This window comes from Streptomyces sp. NPDC015139, from assembly GCF_043079785.1.
Classification (GTDB): domain Bacteria; phylum Actinomycetota; class Actinomycetes; order Streptomycetales; family Streptomycetaceae; genus Streptomyces; species Streptomyces albidocamelliae.
The window spans coordinates 5,811-21,133 of record NZ_JBIBUW010000039.1 but is presented as its reverse complement, the minus strand read 5'-3'; the positions used below and the strand labels follow the sequence as shown (position 1 = coordinate 21,133).

Here is a 15,323-nt window from a genome sequence, read left to right as displayed (position 1 = left end):
TGGGGAAGTCCGTCCCGCCCACCTGGCGCCCCGCTACACTCCACGCCACCAGGCCGCTGACCAGCCCAGATACCGAACTACGGCTGGAGTACTAGAACCCCATGTGCCGGTGCTGCAGGCCGCGAACGCCAGCTCACACTCGGATGCCGAGGCCACCTGTCCGTTTCGGTCAGGTGCCACAAGATCGGCCGCACCAGCGCTAGGGGCCGAGCAGGATGTCACCCGAGGGCGTGCGTCGGCTCCGGGGGCGGCGATACGCGGTGGGTTTCGTCCTGCACAAGGAGCGTGAGGAGCGAGGCCACCGTCAGCCCCTGGCCGGCCTCGGCCGGGTGACGGAGGATCTTGGAGGGGTCGATCTGGTAGATATTTCCCCGCCCCTCACGGACGTGCGAGAGGTAACCGGCCTCTTCCAAGTCCGCGATGATCTTCTGCACGGCCCGCTCGGTGAGGCGACAGCGGGCGGCGATGTCCCGGACACGCGCACTCTGGTTCTCGGCGATCGTCGCGAGGACGCGAGCGTGGTTCGTCAGGAACGTCCAACCGTTGTGCGACTCAGGTAGCCCATCCATGCCCCGATTCTACGAACAGGCATGCACGCAACCAAACACACGCACAAACTTTCGTGTATCAATTGACGTATGTCGCCTCCGGGGGGCAACGTAGAAGCGGAAGTCGCAAGCGCAACCGGGAGTGAGCCGTGCAGCAACCCTCTGATCAGGGACAGGCCCTCATAGCGCCGGATCGCCCCTGCTCAGCCAGAGGAAGGTCTGCGCGCACGCTGTCACCTGGCCGGGCATCGGTGTCAAGCGTTCCGGACAGCTCTTGGACACTAGTGAGGGTGCTCGGGGAACTCGACCTCGCCTCGGGCGACCAGATCCGGCCACAGCTGTACGACGCCCTCGCCAAATCGACTAGCGGTATCGAGCTGGACTTGAGCGGGCTCAGCTTCTGCGACTGCGCCGGCCTGAGCGTGCTCCTGGAACTGCGGCACCGGGCCCTGACCCAGGAGAAATCTGTCACCATCCGGGCAGCCGACCCCGCGTTCGACAGGCTGCTCCATCTCATCGGGGCGCACGAGCTGTTCCCCCGGCCGCATTCGCGGTGTCCACAACCGCACGCGCATCGCTCCCCGCCCTCGCCGAAACTGGTGTCGTTTCCCTGAGGAAGGCGCGCCTGACGGAATGAGAGCGTGCGCCCTGAGCGCCGCTGGCACGACGGGCCAGGGACGGGCGATCCCGCGTGTCCTGCTGTGGCCCGCAGCCCGAGCTTCACCCGCCACCTGCGGCCGTCGCAGACCGCTGAGCAGGGCGGAGGCCGCTGATCAGCTCCATAATGGAAACGCTCGCATGGAACGGCGCGCCGGGTGCTCAGCCGCCGCCGAGGCCCGGTTACCTTCCCAGGACCCCAGCCCGGCGCGACGCCGACTTCACCCCTCGGTGCACCGGGCCGGGGCCCCGCACGACAGCCTCCTGGGCACCGCACGACACGCTGCCCGCGGAGAGCCGGCCCGGGGGCCGGCCGGGAGGTTTCCGCCCCGCCCGGGGCAGGCACGCAGTAGCCCCCAGCCGCCCAGCGCCGAGGACCCCCGCATGACCTCCCAGCCGAACAACCCCTTACGCCCGCGTAACGGCCGCCCGCACCCCGCGATGGCGGGCCGCGAGGAATACGTGGCCCGGATGGAAGAGGAAGTCGCCCAGCTCCGCCAGGCCGTCGCCTCCCACGCCAGCGTCGACCAGGCCATCGGTGTGCTCATCTGCCTGCCCCAGATCAGCCCCGACACCGGCTTCACCGTGCTCCGCACCGCCTCCCAGCTCGCCAACACCAAACTCCGCACCGTCGCCGACGCCGTCACCGACTGGGCACGCACCCACCAGCCACTCCCCGAACCGATCACGGAAGCACTCGACGAAGCCCTACGCCTCCACGCGGGCAACCAGGGCACTCCCGAGAGCTGACCGTCTCCCTCCAAGGGCGCCCGGTTCACAGTCCGGATGCCTGCCTCACGCACGCGGCGGCACAGCCATCGCTGCCGTGCCGCCGCGGATCCGCAACCTGTCACCACACACCGGGTACCCGCCCCCCGGCCGAACCCACTCGCGTGACCCCCATCCGCACGCCTCGTTGAGCACAACATTCGCGCCATGAACATCCCACCCCCCGGGGATGCGCGAACCCTCGTGAGGGCCCGGCAGCCGGGCCTTCACCGCAGCGCGCGAACAAAAGATTCCGCTCAGCCGCACTTCACATGCGCAGGGCGCGGCCCAAAGGCCCGCACCCTAGTCGGGGATTTGCAGCGGCGGTGTCCGGCCGGCAGAACTCACATGCCCGGAAGAACTTCCCATCGCCGGTGAGCGCCCGGCGGGCTACCGAAACCCGGCCAGGCGTTCCGGGTGAACGGCTACGACTTGGCGGTCAGAGCTCGCCGCGGCGTACGAGCTGGTTCACCGCGTTCTCGCGGATGATCTCGTTCTCGGCGTCACGCAAGTCCTCGAGGGCTGCCCGGACCTCGGGGCCGGGAATGCCGCCGAGCGCCCAGATCGCCTTGACCGCGAGCGCCCGGTTCTCGTCCCAGCCCAGGTGCTCGGGAACCCAGTGAGTCGCCAAGATCAGCGTCGGCATCGTCCTGGGCGAGCGGAGCTTGCCCAGCATGGACACGATGTCCTCGTGCGCCCTGTGCCATTCGGCAGGGAACAGCTCGGTCAACGGTTCCAGGAATTCCTCGTCCGAGGCATCGGCGGCGGCATGGACGATCAGCGCCATCTCGACGTCGTCGGCGTCCTGGCACTCCATGGCGTCCTGGAGCAGCCGGAGCGATAGGGCCCCACCATCGGACTCGCCGAAGTGGGCGAGTACCTCGTCGATCGTGCGCGTCGGCGGCGAGCCCGGCGCGACCACCAGGCCCAGGATCAGATCCTGCTCCTCAGAGGTCATCGCCTGCCCCCCTCCCCTGTGGTGATGTTCTTGGACAGAACCTAGCCGCCCGCAGGAAGGCGCTGGCGTCCGGCCAGGGCGGAGGGACGTGGACCTCGCGCACGGGGCCAACGGGGTTGGGGGAACCGCTCCTCCCAGCGGGCCTGGGCACGGGGGACGGACGCCGACAGGTCGGCGCAGTGTGCGGGATCGGGCCGCTGACGACGCGCAGCACCAAACCGAGCCGCCCGGCCGAGAAGGTCCGGGCGAGCTCGGTGGTGCCGGGTCAGCAGGCGTCGACGAGTTCGTCGATCTGGTCGGCAAGGCGGTGGCCGGGGTGGTGGCATTCACCGGCGGCTTCATCGACCTTGAGACGTTCCTCGGGCTTGCGCAGGACGCCGGAAGTGTCGATGTTGAGGTGCATCCACGTGGGCGGGGGGACGAAGTCGTCGTCTCGAGGATGGCTCTGTCCACGGGAACAGACAGCGTTTTGACATCAGGACGGACGGCGCTCAGGGGCGGGGAATGTTCACGAGATTGGGCAGCGCTGAGGGCTCAGGCGGTGCTTACCGGGGGGACGGTTTGGGTGACGCGCCACAGTCTCCGTGGGAGGTCGCCTTCTTCGAACGCGGCGACCTCATCCAGACTCCAGCTCTGGGCGAGGTCGTCGACCAGGTCGCGAGGGAAGAAGTGGACGGCGAAGCCGCCGTGCTCCCAGATGTCGTCTCCGTGCCCGGTACCGGCCTGGTAGTGGGCGTCCCCGGTGTGGCGGACGGTGTACACGAAGGCCCCGCCCGGCCGCAGCACCCGCCGCACCTCGGCGACCAGGGCGTGGATCTCCTGAGTGGACAGCGCCATGCAGAGCAGCATGTGCGCGAATACCGCATCCACCGAGGCGTCCGCGAGCGGCAGAGGCTCGCGGACGTCGTGAACCGCCGTTGTGACCCGCTCGTCCACGCCCTGGGCCACGGCGGCCTCGCTCAGCTGATCCAGACCCACCGGGCTGAAGTCGGTGGCCAACACGGAGAAGCCCTCACGGGCGAAGTACAGCGCGTCACGGCCATGGCCGGCACCCAGCTCCAGCACCTGGCCTGCACCGGCGGCGCGGAAAACCGAAGCGGCACGAACCGCCGGCTCGGACGGATCCCCGCCGTACATGCCGGGATGCTCGCCATAGATCTGCTGCCAGTGCGCACGCTGAACATCGGCCAGTCCTTGCTCCGATTCCGACACGTTGACGCCCTTCTCACCGGGCTGCACTCGAACAACCGGCCCGCGTCAGGCCACCCTAGAGGCACCTCACGTCGTCGCCCCGCCTGCCCGCTGCGCCGAAGACCACCAGTACTGTCGATTCTCGTGAACATCGGCTTCGACCCGAACCAAGTGCCTTCCGCAGCCCTGAACAATCGCTGCCGGAACTCGTGAACAAAGCCAACCGGGCCAGTGGCGAGCTCAGTGTCTGCCCCACCTCGTAGGCGGTTACGCACGGCCGCGGGCGGCGGGCCCTGGAGTATCACCACTCCCAGGGCCGCCCCGGCCGCGTGTACCGGTGGTGCCCGGCACACGTAGCCTGTCGGTCAGAAGGTCAGTTTCCAGCTGTCGATGTATCCGGTGTCCTGCGCGGCGACGTCCTGAACCCGCAGCCGCCAGGTTCCGTTCGCCGTCTCGCTGGACGCGTCGACGGTGTAGGTGGCGATGACGTTGTCCGCGGAGTCCGATCCGCTGGAGTTCTTCAGCCGATAGGCCGTGCCGTCGGGTGCCAGCAGGTCGACCACCAGGTCACCGCGCCAGGTGTGCTTGATGTCCACCGCTGCCCGGAGCGTGGCCGGCGCGTTCCCGGTGCGGCCGGACACGGCGATGGCCGAGGTGACCGCGGCGGCGTTGTCCGGGATGGCGACGTCGGTGGTGTTCTCGTACGACTGGCCGGGCGGCGTCGGTTCCGCCGTTCCCAGTGTCCATATCGCGTGCGCGAGAGCGTCGCTGTTGCGGTCCAGCGCGGTGTCGTCGATGTTGACCGACGTGTCGCAGGAGGAGTGGTAGCACCGGTCGAAGGCCTGACCGGAGGTGCCGCCCCACTTGGTGGCCTGCGCGGCCGTCTTGGTCCGGCTCGCGCCTGTGAACAGGCCGCCGACCGGTATGCCGGCGTTCTTGAAGGACGCGTGATCGGAGCGGCCGTCCCCCTCCGTCTCCGGCTCGGTGGGCACGCCGATGCCCGCGTACCAGTCCTTGAAGACCTTCTCGAGCGCTGGGTCGTCGTCGTAGACGAAGTAGCCCGGGTTCGGGGAGCCGACCATGTCGAGGTTGACGTACCCGGAGATCTTGGCGCGGTCAGTGGCCGACAGGCCGTTCACGTAATACTTGCTGCCGACCATCCCCAGTTCCTCGGCGCCCCACCAGGCGAATCGCAGGTGTTTCGTGGGCTGGAACTCAGCGCGGGAGACGGCGAGGGCCGTTTCGAGCACTGCCGCGGAGCCGGAGCCGTTGTCGTTGATCCCGGCGCCTGCGGACACCGAGTCCAAGTGTGCGCCGGCCATGAGGACCTGATTGGCGTCGCCTCCGGGCCAGTCGGCGACGAGGTTGTACCCGGTGCTGCCGGAGCTGGTGAACTGCTGGACGGTGGTGGTGAATCCGGCCGCGTCGAGCTTGGCCTTCACATAGTCGAGTGACGCCCTGTAACCGGTACGGCCGTGCGCCCGGTTCCCGCCGTTGGCGTTGGCGATCGACTGCAACTGCGCGAGGTGTGACTTGACGTTGCCGATGGGGATGTCGGGTGCTGCCAGAGGCTCGGCGCTTGCGGCGGCCGGCCCGGTCCGCTCGAGTGTTGCCGAGGCAGCGGGCGATGCGGCCAGCAGACCCGCCGCGGCCATCAGAGCCAGGGCAGCCAGTGCCTTGGAGTTGGCGCGGGGCAGGCTGGATCTCGGATGCGTCATGTGGGGAGCCGCACTTTCTCGTCGATGTGGGGAGTCGAACGGTGCCTGGATCAGTGGTGCCAGAGCTGTGCGGGTGCTGTCTGCGCCTGATGTTCAGTCAGCTGTCGGTTCCCGTCAAGACCCATATCCGGGCGGGTGCGAGCGTCGCCACCGCCGTAGGCATGCGGACGCTCCGAGCGTCACCTCGACGGCACATAACTGCGCGTCGTCCTTGTGAGGAGGGCTGGGCCTGTCGGCGCGCCGACTTCGGCGACCGGGCTAGTCATCCACGCCATGGAAAGCGGCGCCATCGACCGAGTCCAGCACATCATCGGACCGGCCCACGCGGATGCATCGCGCCGACCGGCAACTTCCCATGGCAACTACCCGGCAAGGAAGGCGGCCAGAGCCCCAGCGGTCTTCTCCGCTCCTACCGGCCCGCCACCGGACACCTCGCACCCCGGCAGGACGCCGGCTGGAACGACCCCGACGGCCAGCTCGTCGCGATCGGACAGCTGATCGCCAGCTTCCGCCGCCCCCACGGCCTCGGCAGAACGCCGAGACCGCCGAGACTCGAGCCGAGCAGCTAGCGGGTAGGGCCGCGGCCCAGGAGAAGTCGGGGCCGCCGCTGCGGCAACTCAACCTGGACATTCTGCGCAAGACCCCGGGGCAGCCGTGCGTGGCCCGCGAGGTCCACTACCCGCTCACGCAGGATCACCCCGGTCGAGCGACATCCGCCCCGACCGTGCGCAACAACCTGCAGACCCTCGTCCAAAAGGGCCTCGCCGAGAAGTCGCGCCAGCAGGGAAGCGTGATGTACACCGCCTACGCAGACGCCGGGGCGGGCGCGGCGCCCGCCGCGGACGGCACCGCTGACGGCAGGGTCGAGCAGGCTACTGAGGGCGCTGCCGAGAAGGTGGTGGCGGAGGTCTGATCGGCGCAGCCGTCCGCCTACGATCCTCATCAGCGTGCGGTCACCGGCACCCTGCTGCCCGCCTACGGCCATATGTACGGCGCGAAGCTGCAGGCGTCGCTGTAGGCCCGTCGCCCGGGCGGGACACCTAGTGGCTCGCCCGGGCCTCGGTCACCGCTCGAGCCGCGTCAGAATCCTCGGGCCTATGCCCGGACCGTGATCAACGGCTTAGCGTTGTTTTTCGGCGAGAACCACCGGGACCCCTCACCGAGTGGACCACGGGTTCTCGCGTTTACCAGGTGCTGCCGCCGGCGGGGACTTCGCCCCCGGCGACCATCCCTTCGTGCCACTTCAGGTGGACGTCGCCGAAGCGTCGGCCGTTGCTGCGGGAGACATACACGTCGGCCGTGTCGCCCCTGGTGAAGGCGGCGATGTCGTCCTTCCCGTCCCCGTTGAAGTCGCCGACACCCGGGATCTCGTTGAAGGCGGCGAAGTCGTTGTTCCACGCTGCCGCGGTGCCGATGAACGATGAGCCGTTGCTCAGCGCCACGAACACATCGGCCTGGCCGCCCCGGGTGAAGGTGGCGATGTCGGCTTTGCGGTCACCGTTGAAGTCGCCGACGGCTGGGATCTCGGAACCGAAGCAGAAGTCGCCGTGCCACCGCTGCGGCGCCCCGAACCGGGTCGCGGTGCTCAGCGCCACCCACACGTCACCCTTGCTGCCGCGAGTGGAGTCGTTGCCGCGATTGAAGGTGATCGCGTCAGCGCGGCCGTCGCCGTTGACGTCGGCGAGGGCCGGGATCTCGTTGGACTTCGCGATTCCGTTTCCCCAGAATGTTGCCGCGCCGAAGGCCGTACCGTTACTCAGTGCCACCCAGGCGTCGCCCGCGGATCCGCGAGGGAAGGCGACGATGTCGTCCTTGCCGTCGCCGTTGACGTCGCCGACAGCCGGGATCTCGTCGTTCGGGGTGAACCAGGTGTGCCAGACCCGTTTTGGCCCGAACCCGGTTCCGGTGCTCAGTGCGACGCTGGCGGTGCGTACGTTGCCGCGGGTGAAGACGGCGATGTCGTCCCGTCGATCGCCGTTGAAGTCTCCCACCAGTGGAAAGTCGCTGGTGTCCGCCAGGGATGACGTCCATTTCGTGGCCGTGCCGAAGGGCCCGGCACCGGACGGGTTGTTCAACGCCACCCACGCCGAGTAGTTGTCGGGGCTGCCGGATTTCACGACGCCGCGGACGAAGGCGGCGATGTCGTCCTTGCCGTCGCCGTTGAAGTCACCACTGCGGCTCATCCAGCCGTCGTTGGCCAGCGTGGGGACCTGCTCGATGATCCAGCGGGACAGGGGTCCCTCGCCGACACGGGCGAAGCCGCTGCCGGTGACCGCCAGCCCGCACGGCTTCAGGATGAAGCTCGTGACTCCGATCAGCCTGGGGGTTCCCTGCACGAACGTGAGCAACGGCCCGCCGGAGTCGCCGTGGCAGGTGCCGCTGCCTGCCCCGGGCACGCCGGCGGTGAGCATCGTCTCGGCACGGTAGAAGGGATAGGTGCGCCGAGCGGCCGCGTCGTCGGCGATGTCGAGTCCGCGGACCTGCAGGTCGTCGGGGAAGCCGCCGGGGGAACCGGACACTGCGCCGCCGACCCAGGTGGTCGCACCCCAGCCGAGGGTCGTGACGCCGCTGCCGGGAAGCCAGGTGTTGCGGTTGCTCGTGAATGCCATGCGGACCGGGGTGATGGCCGACGGCGTCGACAGCTTGAGCAACGCGATGTCGTAGTCGGACGTGTTGTTCCAGGTGGGGGTGAACTGGGGATGGCGGACGATGCTCGTGACCCCGCGAACCTCCCCTGCGGAGCTGGTGAGGCGGGTCCGCCCGATGATCACGGTGATCTGCTGGGGTGTCAGATCTCTGGTGCAGTGCGCGGCGGTGAGGATCCAGCTACGTTCGATCAGCGATCCACCACAGAACTGGGTGTCATGGGCGTCACCAGCATGGTCCGCGCGCGTCAGCGCGGCCATGAACGGAAACTCTCCCTCGGCGGCGGGTAAGCCATTGAAGATCGCGTGGGCGGGAGCGGTCGGCATCAGGAGGGCCGCCGCCGCGACCAGGGCCAACGCCATCCGTCGCAGGATGGTGAGCATGGTCAATCCCTTCATCGAATTGCGGGGTATGAGGAACTCGTGCAGGGATGAGGCCGACTCGCCCGGGGAATGCGGTCGTGCGTCCCTTGGGCTCGCGGATGCCGGCGCGCTCAGGGGAGCGGTTCTCGGCGCCCTGTCTGAGCAGCTTCAGAGCTGGCGCAGCACGTACTCGTAGCCGATCTGCGGTTCGGGTGACTTCCAGTGACGGTGGGCGCCTCCGGCGGGACAGGTGCCGTCGGAGCCGTTGCCGGTGAAGAAGAGACCGGAGCACCTGATGCACAGGAACCACCGCCGCTGGCCGCCGGGGCCGTTGATGCCGTCGGGCAGCGCCTCGATCTTGTACGTGCCCGAGCCGGACCAGTTATGCCACCGCAACGGCTGACTGCTGTTGGGGCAGTACGTGGTCGTGCGTCCGCTGTCCGACCACCCCTTCGACCACAGGGCCGCGCAGTCGCGGCACCACCGCCAGTGGCTGTCTCCGACGCCGGGGTCGGCATCGTAGCGGAGCACGTAGTCGCCGCTGCCCGAGCGCTGGTGCCCATGGTCCCAGCCGAAGATGCCGCTGCCGACAGGGCAGTAGCCGCTGCCGTTGCCGGAGAACCAGAGTTGGCTGCACTGGTAACACCACGTCCAAAGGTGCTGCGCGGCCCGGGCGGGGGTTGCGGTTGCCAAGGTCGCGGTGGCGCTGGCGGCCATCGTGAGCCCGCTTCCGACCGCTGCGGTGAGCAGGGTGCGACGGGAGATCGAGGGAGTGCGGGTAGTCGGCATGTAGTTCTGCCTCACTCTGTCCGGCCGATGGTGGGTAGTCGCTGGCGGGGTCTAGCCTGCGTGGGAGGAGGGGGTGAAGTCGCTGTAGCCGCCGCTGTCGGTGACGGGGGGGAAGGGGCGTAGACGTCTCCGATGATCTCGGCGCTCTCGGAGCGCGCCGCGGACGCCCTTTTCGTCACGGTCCGGCGTTGTCCCGGCCAGGTGAGGATGTAGGCGGTGAGGTCGGCGGAGATGCGATCCCCGGTCTGCACCTCCAGTGCGGCCAGGTTCCTCTATCCGTGTGCGTTCGTGTACGTGGAATGAGTTGACCTCCAGCTTGGCGAGGCGGGCCGGGCCGTGTCGAAGTCCGCTTTCCTATCGGAGATAAGCGGGAATTATGAGCCGGTCGCCTGCACCGACTGCTGCGCGGTGAGCCTCGCCAACGCGGCGAACCGCCGCGGCAGCTCCCGCCGGTCGTCACGCCGACGGGCTGCCACGGTCACCGCCGGTGGCAGATCGCACAGTTCCGTGATCCGGACCCCGGCTGGCAGCGGAAAGCTCCGGACGGCGTAGGGCCCTGGGCAGACCACCCGGTTCAACTTGACCGACAACAGCACTTCCTGGGGCGTTGCAGCAGGCGCACCGACGAACGGTGGCGGAGTGTCGTTCCGGTGGGAGTACAACTGCCAGTACTCCCGCATGCGCTGCCACACCCCCGAATGGACCTGCGGCAACGACTCCTCGATCACGTGCGCGAGCCCTATCCGGTCGGCGTCCCACAGCGGATGGCCGGCCGGAACCGCGAGACCGCGCGGCTCCTCGACCAGTGGCTCCCAGACCAGCAGCTCCGGGTCGATGGGCAGCCGTAGCAGCGCCACGTCGACTTCCCCCGCGATCAGCGGCTGCTCGCACTCGGCGAATCCGATCTCCCGCCAGGTCAGTCGTACATGCGGATACGCCTCGGCGAATGCGGTCAGTACAGGGACGTGGATCTCCATAGCCATGGGAAAGGCGAGTCCGACCCGCAGAGTGAGGTGGTCGCGTGCGGTGCGTCTGGCGGCGTGGGCGGCGGCGTCCACCTCCGTGAGCACCTTGCGTATGCGCTCGCAGAAGACCTCGCCCGCCGGAGTGAGCACCGAGCCCGCCGGGCCCCGGATTAGGAGCTCCACCCCAAGTTCGCGCTCTAGGTCACGGATCTGCTGACTGAGTGCCGGCTGCGACACATGCAGACGTGCGGCAGCTCTGGTGAAACTGCGGTGTTCCGCGACGGCCACAAAATATCTGAAATGGCGTAGCTCCACGACCGGCCCCCTCTGCCGCGATGACGCACCCCATCGTTCCGGCCGGGGGTGCCCCGCCACGCGGGAGATGAGGTGAATCGCGCACGGTCGCCGCCCTGCCGTACTGCGCCCGTCGTGGGGCGGCCAGCGTCGAACTCCGGAGCGGCGCCGCACCCGGCAGGAGGTCAGCATTGACTTCCGCTCCCCGGGCTAAAGCCCGGGGATTCCTACCACGGTTGTCTGACCGTCTCGGTGGGTTCCTGCTTCAACGCGCTGTGCCGGAACGAGTCCCGGTCTTACCTGCGCTCCACGGGCTGACACGGCCAGTCCGGCCGCCTTCGCGACGTTGACCGCCGCGTTGATGTCTCGGTCCAGGAGGGTCCCGCAGGCCCCGCACGTCCACACGCGGATGTGGAGGGGCTTGGGGCCGTCCTTGACGCTGCAGGCCGAGCAGACCTGAGAGGTGGGCTCGAAGCGTCCGATGCGGTAGAAGGAGCGTCCGAACTTGGCGGCCTTGTACTCCAGCATCGCGACGAACGTGGACCATCCGGCATCGTGTACGGACTTGGCCAGGCGTGTGCGGGCGAGGCCCTTGACCGCCAGATCTTCAACCGCGACCGCTTGGTTCTCGCTGATCAGCTTGGTTGAGAGCTGGTGGTGGAACTCGCGCCGCGCATCGGCCACCCGTGCGTGAGCACGAGCGACACGAAGCCGGGCCTTCTCCCTGTTCTTGCTGCCCTTCTCCTTGCGGGACAGAGCCAGTTGGGTGCGCTTGAGATGCTTCTCGGCCCGGCGCAGGAAACGCGGGCTGTCGATCTTCGTGCCGTCGGAGAGCACCGCGAAGTGCCCCAGGCCGAGGTCTATGCCGACCTCGGGCGCGACCGGCGCAAGGTGCTGGGGGCCGCTCTCCACGACGAACGAGCAGAAGAACCGTCCGGCCGCGTCCTTGATCACCGTCACCGTGGACGGCTGTGAGGGCAGGCGCCGGGACCACTTCACCCACACATCCCCGATCTTCGGCAAGCGCAGGTCCCCGCCGGTCGTGATCGACCAGCGGGCGTTCGCGGTGAACCGTACGGACTGCCGGTTGTCCTTGCGGGACTTGAACCGGGGCTCTTGGATCTTCGGACCCTTGCGGGTGCCCTTGAGGGAGGCGAAGAAGTTGGAGTACGCGGTGTCCAGGTCACGAAGGGACTGCTGGAGGATCACGGAGGAGACCTCGCCGAGCCATGCACGCTCGGGGGTCTTCTTGGCCTCGGTGATGACCTGCTTGGACAGGTCCCCGATCTTCGGGTACGGCTTCCCCTCGGCGTGAGCGTCCTTGCGGATGCGCAACGCGTCGTTGAATACGACGCGGGCGCACCCGAACGCCTGGGCCAGCGCGGCGCACTGAGGACCGTTCGGGTACAGGCGGAAGCTGTACCTCAACTGCATGTCGATCACCGTACGACAGTTGGTTTATGGCTGAGTATCAGAACATCCGCACTGGCAGACACTGCGCGTTCATACTGCACGCGCACTTGGTTTTTCTGACGAAGTACCGCCACAAGGTGTTCACCGACGCCCACCTGAAGCGCATGGAAGAGATCATGCGGAGCGTCTGCGAAGACTTCGAGGTGGAGCTGAAGGAGTTCAACGGCGAGAACAACCACGTGCATCTGTTGGTGAGCTTCCCGCCGAAGGCCACCCTGTCCAAGCTGGTCAACTCCCTCAAGGGCGTCTCTTCCCGCAGGCTCCGCCAGGAGTACCCGGAACTGGTCCGGCTCGGGCTTGCTGGATGGCTTCGTGCGCGGGACGCGGGCGCACGGTGACCTGCCGCTGGGTGGCGGTGGCGGAGCTGATGCATTCGGAGCGGACGGGGCAGGGCTGGCAGTCGCTCTTGCGGAAGGTGATGCGGACGATCGGAGTGCCGCGGTGCGAGAGCGCGTCACGCCAGTTGCGGGCGGTCGCACCGTTCGGGCAGGTCACCGTCTTGTTCTCCCAGTCCACGGTGGGCCTGTGGCCTGTGTCGAGGACTGGCCCGAATGCGGGGGCGTGTACGTGGCCGGGGGGTGGTGCGCCGGAGCGCGAAACGTACCTGATTGTGCTTCGACAGGCCCCGACCCGGCCGAGTGAGGAGTTCTGCGAAGCGGTGCTCGTGGTGGAAGAGCTGCATATGCCGGATGAAATTCCGTCCGGCGGTTCGCAACACCCCCACACACGGCCGGCAGGCTGCGACCTGGTGCGGCGGGCCACCCGGCAGCAGCGCCATGGGCGTCTCGGAGGCGGCCCCTGCCTGGTGGCCCGGCACATCGGGCCCGTGCCCGTGTGCACCACGTCCTGCGCAGGCGTAGCCCCCTTGTCGGAACAGTCCCCTCGTGCGTTCAGTGATGCGTGCGCGCGGTCAGGAGCTCGGTCATGCGAAGACGCACACCCTATGCCCGCATACAGCCCTCTGCCGGCAGCGCGGCAGTGTCCCGTGTCGTGGCGCTGATCCCTGCGCACAATGAGGCCGACCGCATCGGTGCGGCTATCGCCGCCCTGTGGGCACAGAGCTGGAGGCTGGAGCGGGTCGTCGTGGTGGCCGACAACTGCACCGACGCCACCGTGGACGTCGCCCGGCGGGCCGGAGCTACGGTGGTGGAGTCCTCAGGCAACCGTCACAAGAAGGCGGGGGCACTCAACCAGGCCCTGAACGGGGTGCTGCGGGGGCTGCGTGACGGTGATCTGCTCCTCGTCCAAGACGCCGACACCACCCTTGTCCCGTCGTTCGTGGCCAGCGCTGTCGAGGCAATGGGACCGGGCGTGGGGGCGGTCGGGGGGATCTTCTACGGCGAGGCGGGCGGCGGGCTGCTCGGCGCTTTGCAGCGGATCGAGTTCCAGCGCTACGCGAGGGAGATCGCCCGGCGCGGATACCGGGCCGATGTCCTCACCGGGACCGCGACCGTCTTCCGCGTCTCGACCCTGCGGCAGATCAGACAGGCACGCCTGGACGGCCTCATCGGCGGCGGCAGGTCGTACTACTCGCTGGCCTCGCTCACCGAGGACGACGAGATCACCAAGGCGGTGCGCACCCTCGGCTACCGCACCGTCTCACCCGCCGGCTGCCGGGTGGTCACCGAGGTGATGAACACCGTGCCCAAGCTGTGGCATCAGCGGATGCGCTGGCAGCGCGGGGCGCTGGAGAATCTGCGGGACTACGGCTGGACCCCGGTCACCGCCCCGTACATCGTGCGCCAGGCCCTGATGGGCCTGTCGGTGCTGGCTCTGGCGCTGTACCTGTTCTTCACCGGCTGGATGCTGGCCCGCGGCCGCCCGGAGTTCCGCCCGTTCTGGGTCGCCATCGGCTGCGTCTTCATCGCGGAGAAGGTCGTCACCGCCCGCGGCGCGGGCTACAGGGCCCAGCTGCTGGCGGGCACGCTCGCCGTCGAGCTGGCCTACGACTTGTTCCAGCACGCGGTGTACGTCCGTTCCCTGTGGGACATGGTCCGCCGGCGTGAGGAGCGCTGGTGCGCGACCTGACACAACCCGCGCTGCCCGCAAGGCCGCCCTCGATAGCCGCCACGCCGATCGCGGGGGGCGGGGATGACGGACGGGAGACGAGACGGGAGATCCGTGTACGCAGGCGTGCCCTTGGCCAGTGCGCTGGGAGCCGGTGGAGCGTCCGCGCTCGCCTCCCGGCGGCGTTCCGGCTTCGACACCCTCGCCACCGTGGTGGCGGCCACCACCCTGCTGATGGCCGGGGTGTCCGTGTCCAAGCTGCTGCCCCGCCGCAGGGCCGGGGCGGTCCTGTCCGGCGTGCCGGTCCCGTTCGCGTCCGGGCGGCTGGCCTTCCGGCCGCCCAGAGAGCAGAACACGGCCGGCGCCCGGGTGGAAATCCTATGACGGCCTCCTTGCCGGCCGCTTCCGCGGGCGCCTCGCGCATCGGCGTCCCTTTCACACTCCGCGTCGCGCACAGCCGAACGCGGTCGTAAAGGCCCGGGGCGCGCCTGTCCCCTGTCGGGCCACCGGCCGGTGCCGCGTCCCGCACCCCCAACAGGAGGAAACAACATGACATCCACATCTCCGGCCACAGCGGCCTTCCCCGACGGAACCATCATCACAGCGGCGGGCAACGGCCAGGGGGGATTCGTCGTGGACGGCGGGCCGGCCGCCGGCACCAAGCTCTACAACCCCTACGGCGTCGCGGTGGACGGGGCCGGGAACCTCTACATCGCCGACACCAGCAACCACCGGGTGCGCAAGGTGACACCCAACGGCATCATCACCACCGTCGCCGGCAACGGGCAGGCCGGGTTCGTCTCCGACGGCAGCCCGGCCGTCGCCACCAAGCTCTACAACCCCTATGCCGTGGCGGTGGACGGGGCCGGGAACCTCTACATCGCCGACACCAGCAACCACCGGGTGCGCAAGGTGACACCCAACGGCATCATCACCACCGTCGCCGG

16 protein-coding genes and 1 pseudogene are annotated in these 15,323 nt (G+C 68.6%); 7 read left to right on the top strand and 10 right to left on the bottom strand.

Annotated elements, in window-relative coordinates:
• Window positions 1-218: 218 nt before the first annotated feature.
• A complete protein-coding gene (locus ACF08B_RS40630) occupies window positions 219-569 on the bottom strand; it encodes a helix-turn-helix transcriptional regulator (RefSeq protein ID WP_392322068.1) in 351 nt (116 codons plus the stop codon).
• 269 nt (window positions 570-838) lie between these two features.
• On the opposite strand from ACF08B_RS40630, the gene ACF08B_RS40625 reads away from it, so the two are divergent.
• Both ACF08B_RS40625 and ACF08B_RS40620 read left to right on the top strand, forming a co-directional pair.
• Window positions 839-1,162, top strand: a complete 324-nt coding sequence (locus ACF08B_RS40625) for an STAS domain-containing protein (protein ID WP_392322067.1) — start codon at window positions 839-841, stop codon at window positions 1,160-1,162.
• A 427-nt stretch (window positions 1,163-1,589) separates the two neighbouring features.
• The gene (locus tag ACF08B_RS40620) at window positions 1,590-1,955 is read left to right on the top strand and encodes an ANTAR domain-containing protein (protein ID WP_392322066.1); all 366 of its coding nucleotides are present in this window, start codon (window positions 1,590-1,592) and stop codon (window positions 1,953-1,955) included.
• A gap of 457 nt (window positions 1,956-2,412) precedes the next feature.
• On the opposite strand, the gene ACF08B_RS40615 is transcribed toward ACF08B_RS40620, so the two are convergent.
• From ACF08B_RS40615 to ACF08B_RS40600, 4 genes are all read right to left on the bottom strand, one after another.
• Window positions 2,413-2,931: a HEAT repeat domain-containing protein gene (locus tag ACF08B_RS40615; RefSeq protein ID WP_392322065.1), complete on the bottom strand. Its 519-nt coding sequence runs from the start codon at window positions 2,929-2,931 to the stop codon at window positions 2,413-2,415.
• A gap of 265 nt (window positions 2,932-3,196) precedes the next feature.
• Window positions 3,197-3,334: a hypothetical protein gene (locus tag ACF08B_RS40610; protein WP_392322064.1), complete on the bottom strand. Its 138-nt coding sequence runs from the start codon at window positions 3,332-3,334 to the stop codon at window positions 3,197-3,199.
• A gap of 131 nt (window positions 3,335-3,465) precedes the next feature.
• Window positions 3,466-4,143: a class I SAM-dependent methyltransferase gene (locus ACF08B_RS40605; RefSeq protein ID WP_392322063.1), complete on the bottom strand. Its 678-nt coding sequence runs from the start codon at window positions 4,141-4,143 to the stop codon at window positions 3,466-3,468.
• Between the two features lie 344 nt (window positions 4,144-4,487).
• Complete coding sequence (locus ACF08B_RS40600) at window positions 4,488-5,840, bottom strand: M28 family metallopeptidase (protein ID WP_392322062.1); 1,353 nt, start codon at window positions 5,838-5,840, stop codon at window positions 4,488-4,490.
• Window positions 5,841-6,564: 724 nt separating this feature from the next.
• Between ACF08B_RS40600 and ACF08B_RS40595 the strand changes: the two genes are divergently transcribed.
• Window positions 6,565-6,753, top strand: coding sequence for a hypothetical protein (locus ACF08B_RS40595; RefSeq protein ID WP_392322061.1), 189 nt, complete (start codon window positions 6,565-6,567; stop codon window positions 6,751-6,753).
• 271 nt (window positions 6,754-7,024) lie between these two features.
• On the opposite strand, the gene ACF08B_RS40590 is transcribed toward ACF08B_RS40595, so the two are convergent.
• The 4 genes from ACF08B_RS40590 to ACF08B_RS40575 form a co-directional block, all read right to left on the bottom strand.
• Window positions 7,025-8,869: a trypsin-like serine protease gene (locus tag ACF08B_RS40590; RefSeq protein ID WP_392322060.1), complete on the bottom strand. Its 1,845-nt coding sequence runs from the start codon at window positions 8,867-8,869 to the stop codon at window positions 7,025-7,027.
• Between the two features lie 147 nt (window positions 8,870-9,016).
• On the bottom strand, window positions 9,017-9,637 hold the full coding sequence (locus ACF08B_RS40585) for a hypothetical protein (RefSeq protein WP_392322059.1): 621 nt from the start codon (window positions 9,635-9,637) through the stop codon (window positions 9,017-9,019).
• Between the two features lie 374 nt (window positions 9,638-10,011).
• Window positions 10,012-10,917 (bottom strand): LysR family transcriptional regulator, encoded by a 906-nt coding sequence (locus ACF08B_RS40580; protein ID WP_392322058.1) that lies wholly within the window; start codon window positions 10,915-10,917, stop codon window positions 10,012-10,014.
• 189 nt (window positions 10,918-11,106) lie between these two features.
• Complete coding sequence (locus ACF08B_RS40575; protein ID WP_392322057.1) at window positions 11,107-12,330, bottom strand: RNA-guided endonuclease InsQ/TnpB family protein; 1,224 nt, start codon at window positions 12,328-12,330, stop codon at window positions 11,107-11,109.
• A 26-nt stretch (window positions 12,331-12,356) separates the two neighbouring features.
• On the opposite strand from ACF08B_RS40575, the pseudogene tnpA reads away from it, so the two are divergent.
• Window positions 12,357-12,656: pseudogene (tnpA, locus tag ACF08B_RS40570) on the top strand (IS200/IS605 family transposase); the annotation flags it as partial.
• On the opposite strand, the gene ACF08B_RS40565 reads toward tnpA, so the two are convergent.
• Complete coding sequence (locus tag ACF08B_RS40565; RefSeq protein ID WP_392322069.1) at window positions 12,607-13,188, bottom strand: transposase; 582 nt, start codon at window positions 13,186-13,188, stop codon at window positions 12,607-12,609. The pseudogene tnpA and the gene ACF08B_RS40565 overlap by 50 nt on opposite strands.
• A gap of 171 nt (window positions 13,189-13,359) precedes the next feature.
• Between ACF08B_RS40565 and ACF08B_RS40560 the strand changes: the two genes are divergently transcribed.
• The 3 genes from ACF08B_RS40560 to ACF08B_RS40550 all read left to right on the top strand — a co-directional run.
• Window positions 13,360-14,397, top strand: coding sequence for a glycosyltransferase (locus tag ACF08B_RS40560; protein WP_392322056.1), 1,038 nt, complete (start codon window positions 13,360-13,362; stop codon window positions 14,395-14,397).
• A 111-nt stretch (window positions 14,398-14,508) separates the two neighbouring features.
• A complete protein-coding gene (locus tag ACF08B_RS40555) occupies window positions 14,509-14,760 on the top strand; it encodes a hypothetical protein (protein WP_392322055.1) in 252 nt (83 codons plus the stop codon).
• Window positions 14,761-14,925: 165 nt separating this feature from the next.
• A partial coding sequence (locus ACF08B_RS40550; protein WP_392322054.1) for an SBBP repeat-containing protein occupies window positions 14,926-15,323 on the top strand: 398 nt, incomplete at its 3' end.

Bases quoted from the DNA above. Each gene is read 5' to 3' on its own strand.
- ACF08B_RS40610 (WP_392322064.1), bottom strand. From the start codon at position 3,334: ATGCACCTCAACATCGACACTTCCGGCGTCCTGCGCAAGCCCGAGGAA.
- ACF08B_RS40620 (WP_392322066.1), top strand. From the start codon at position 1,590: ATGACCTCCCAGCCGAACAACCCCTTACGCCCGCGTAACGGCCGCCCG.
- ACF08B_RS40590 (WP_392322060.1), bottom strand. From the start codon at position 8,869: ATGCTCACCATCCTGCGACGGATGGCGTTGGCCCTGGTCGCGGCGGCG.
- ACF08B_RS40615 (WP_392322065.1), bottom strand. From the start codon at position 2,931: ATGACCTCTGAGGAGCAGGATCTGATCCTGGGCCTGGTGGTCGCGCCG.
- ACF08B_RS40585 (WP_392322059.1), bottom strand. From the start codon at position 9,637: ATGCCGACTACCCGCACTCCCTCGATCTCCCGTCGCACCCTGCTCACC.
- ACF08B_RS40575 (WP_392322057.1), bottom strand. From the start codon at position 12,330: ATGCAGTTGAGGTACAGCTTCCGCCTGTACCCGAACGGTCCTCAGTGC.
- ACF08B_RS40630 (WP_392322068.1), bottom strand. From the start codon at position 569: ATGGATGGGCTACCTGAGTCGCACAACGGTTGGACGTTCCTGACGAAC.
- ACF08B_RS40565 (WP_392322069.1), bottom strand. From the start codon at position 13,188: ATGTGCCGGGCCACCAGGCAGGGGCCGCCTCCGAGACGCCCATGGCGC.
- ACF08B_RS40600 (WP_392322062.1), bottom strand. From the start codon at position 5,840: ATGACGCATCCGAGATCCAGCCTGCCCCGCGCCAACTCCAAGGCACTG.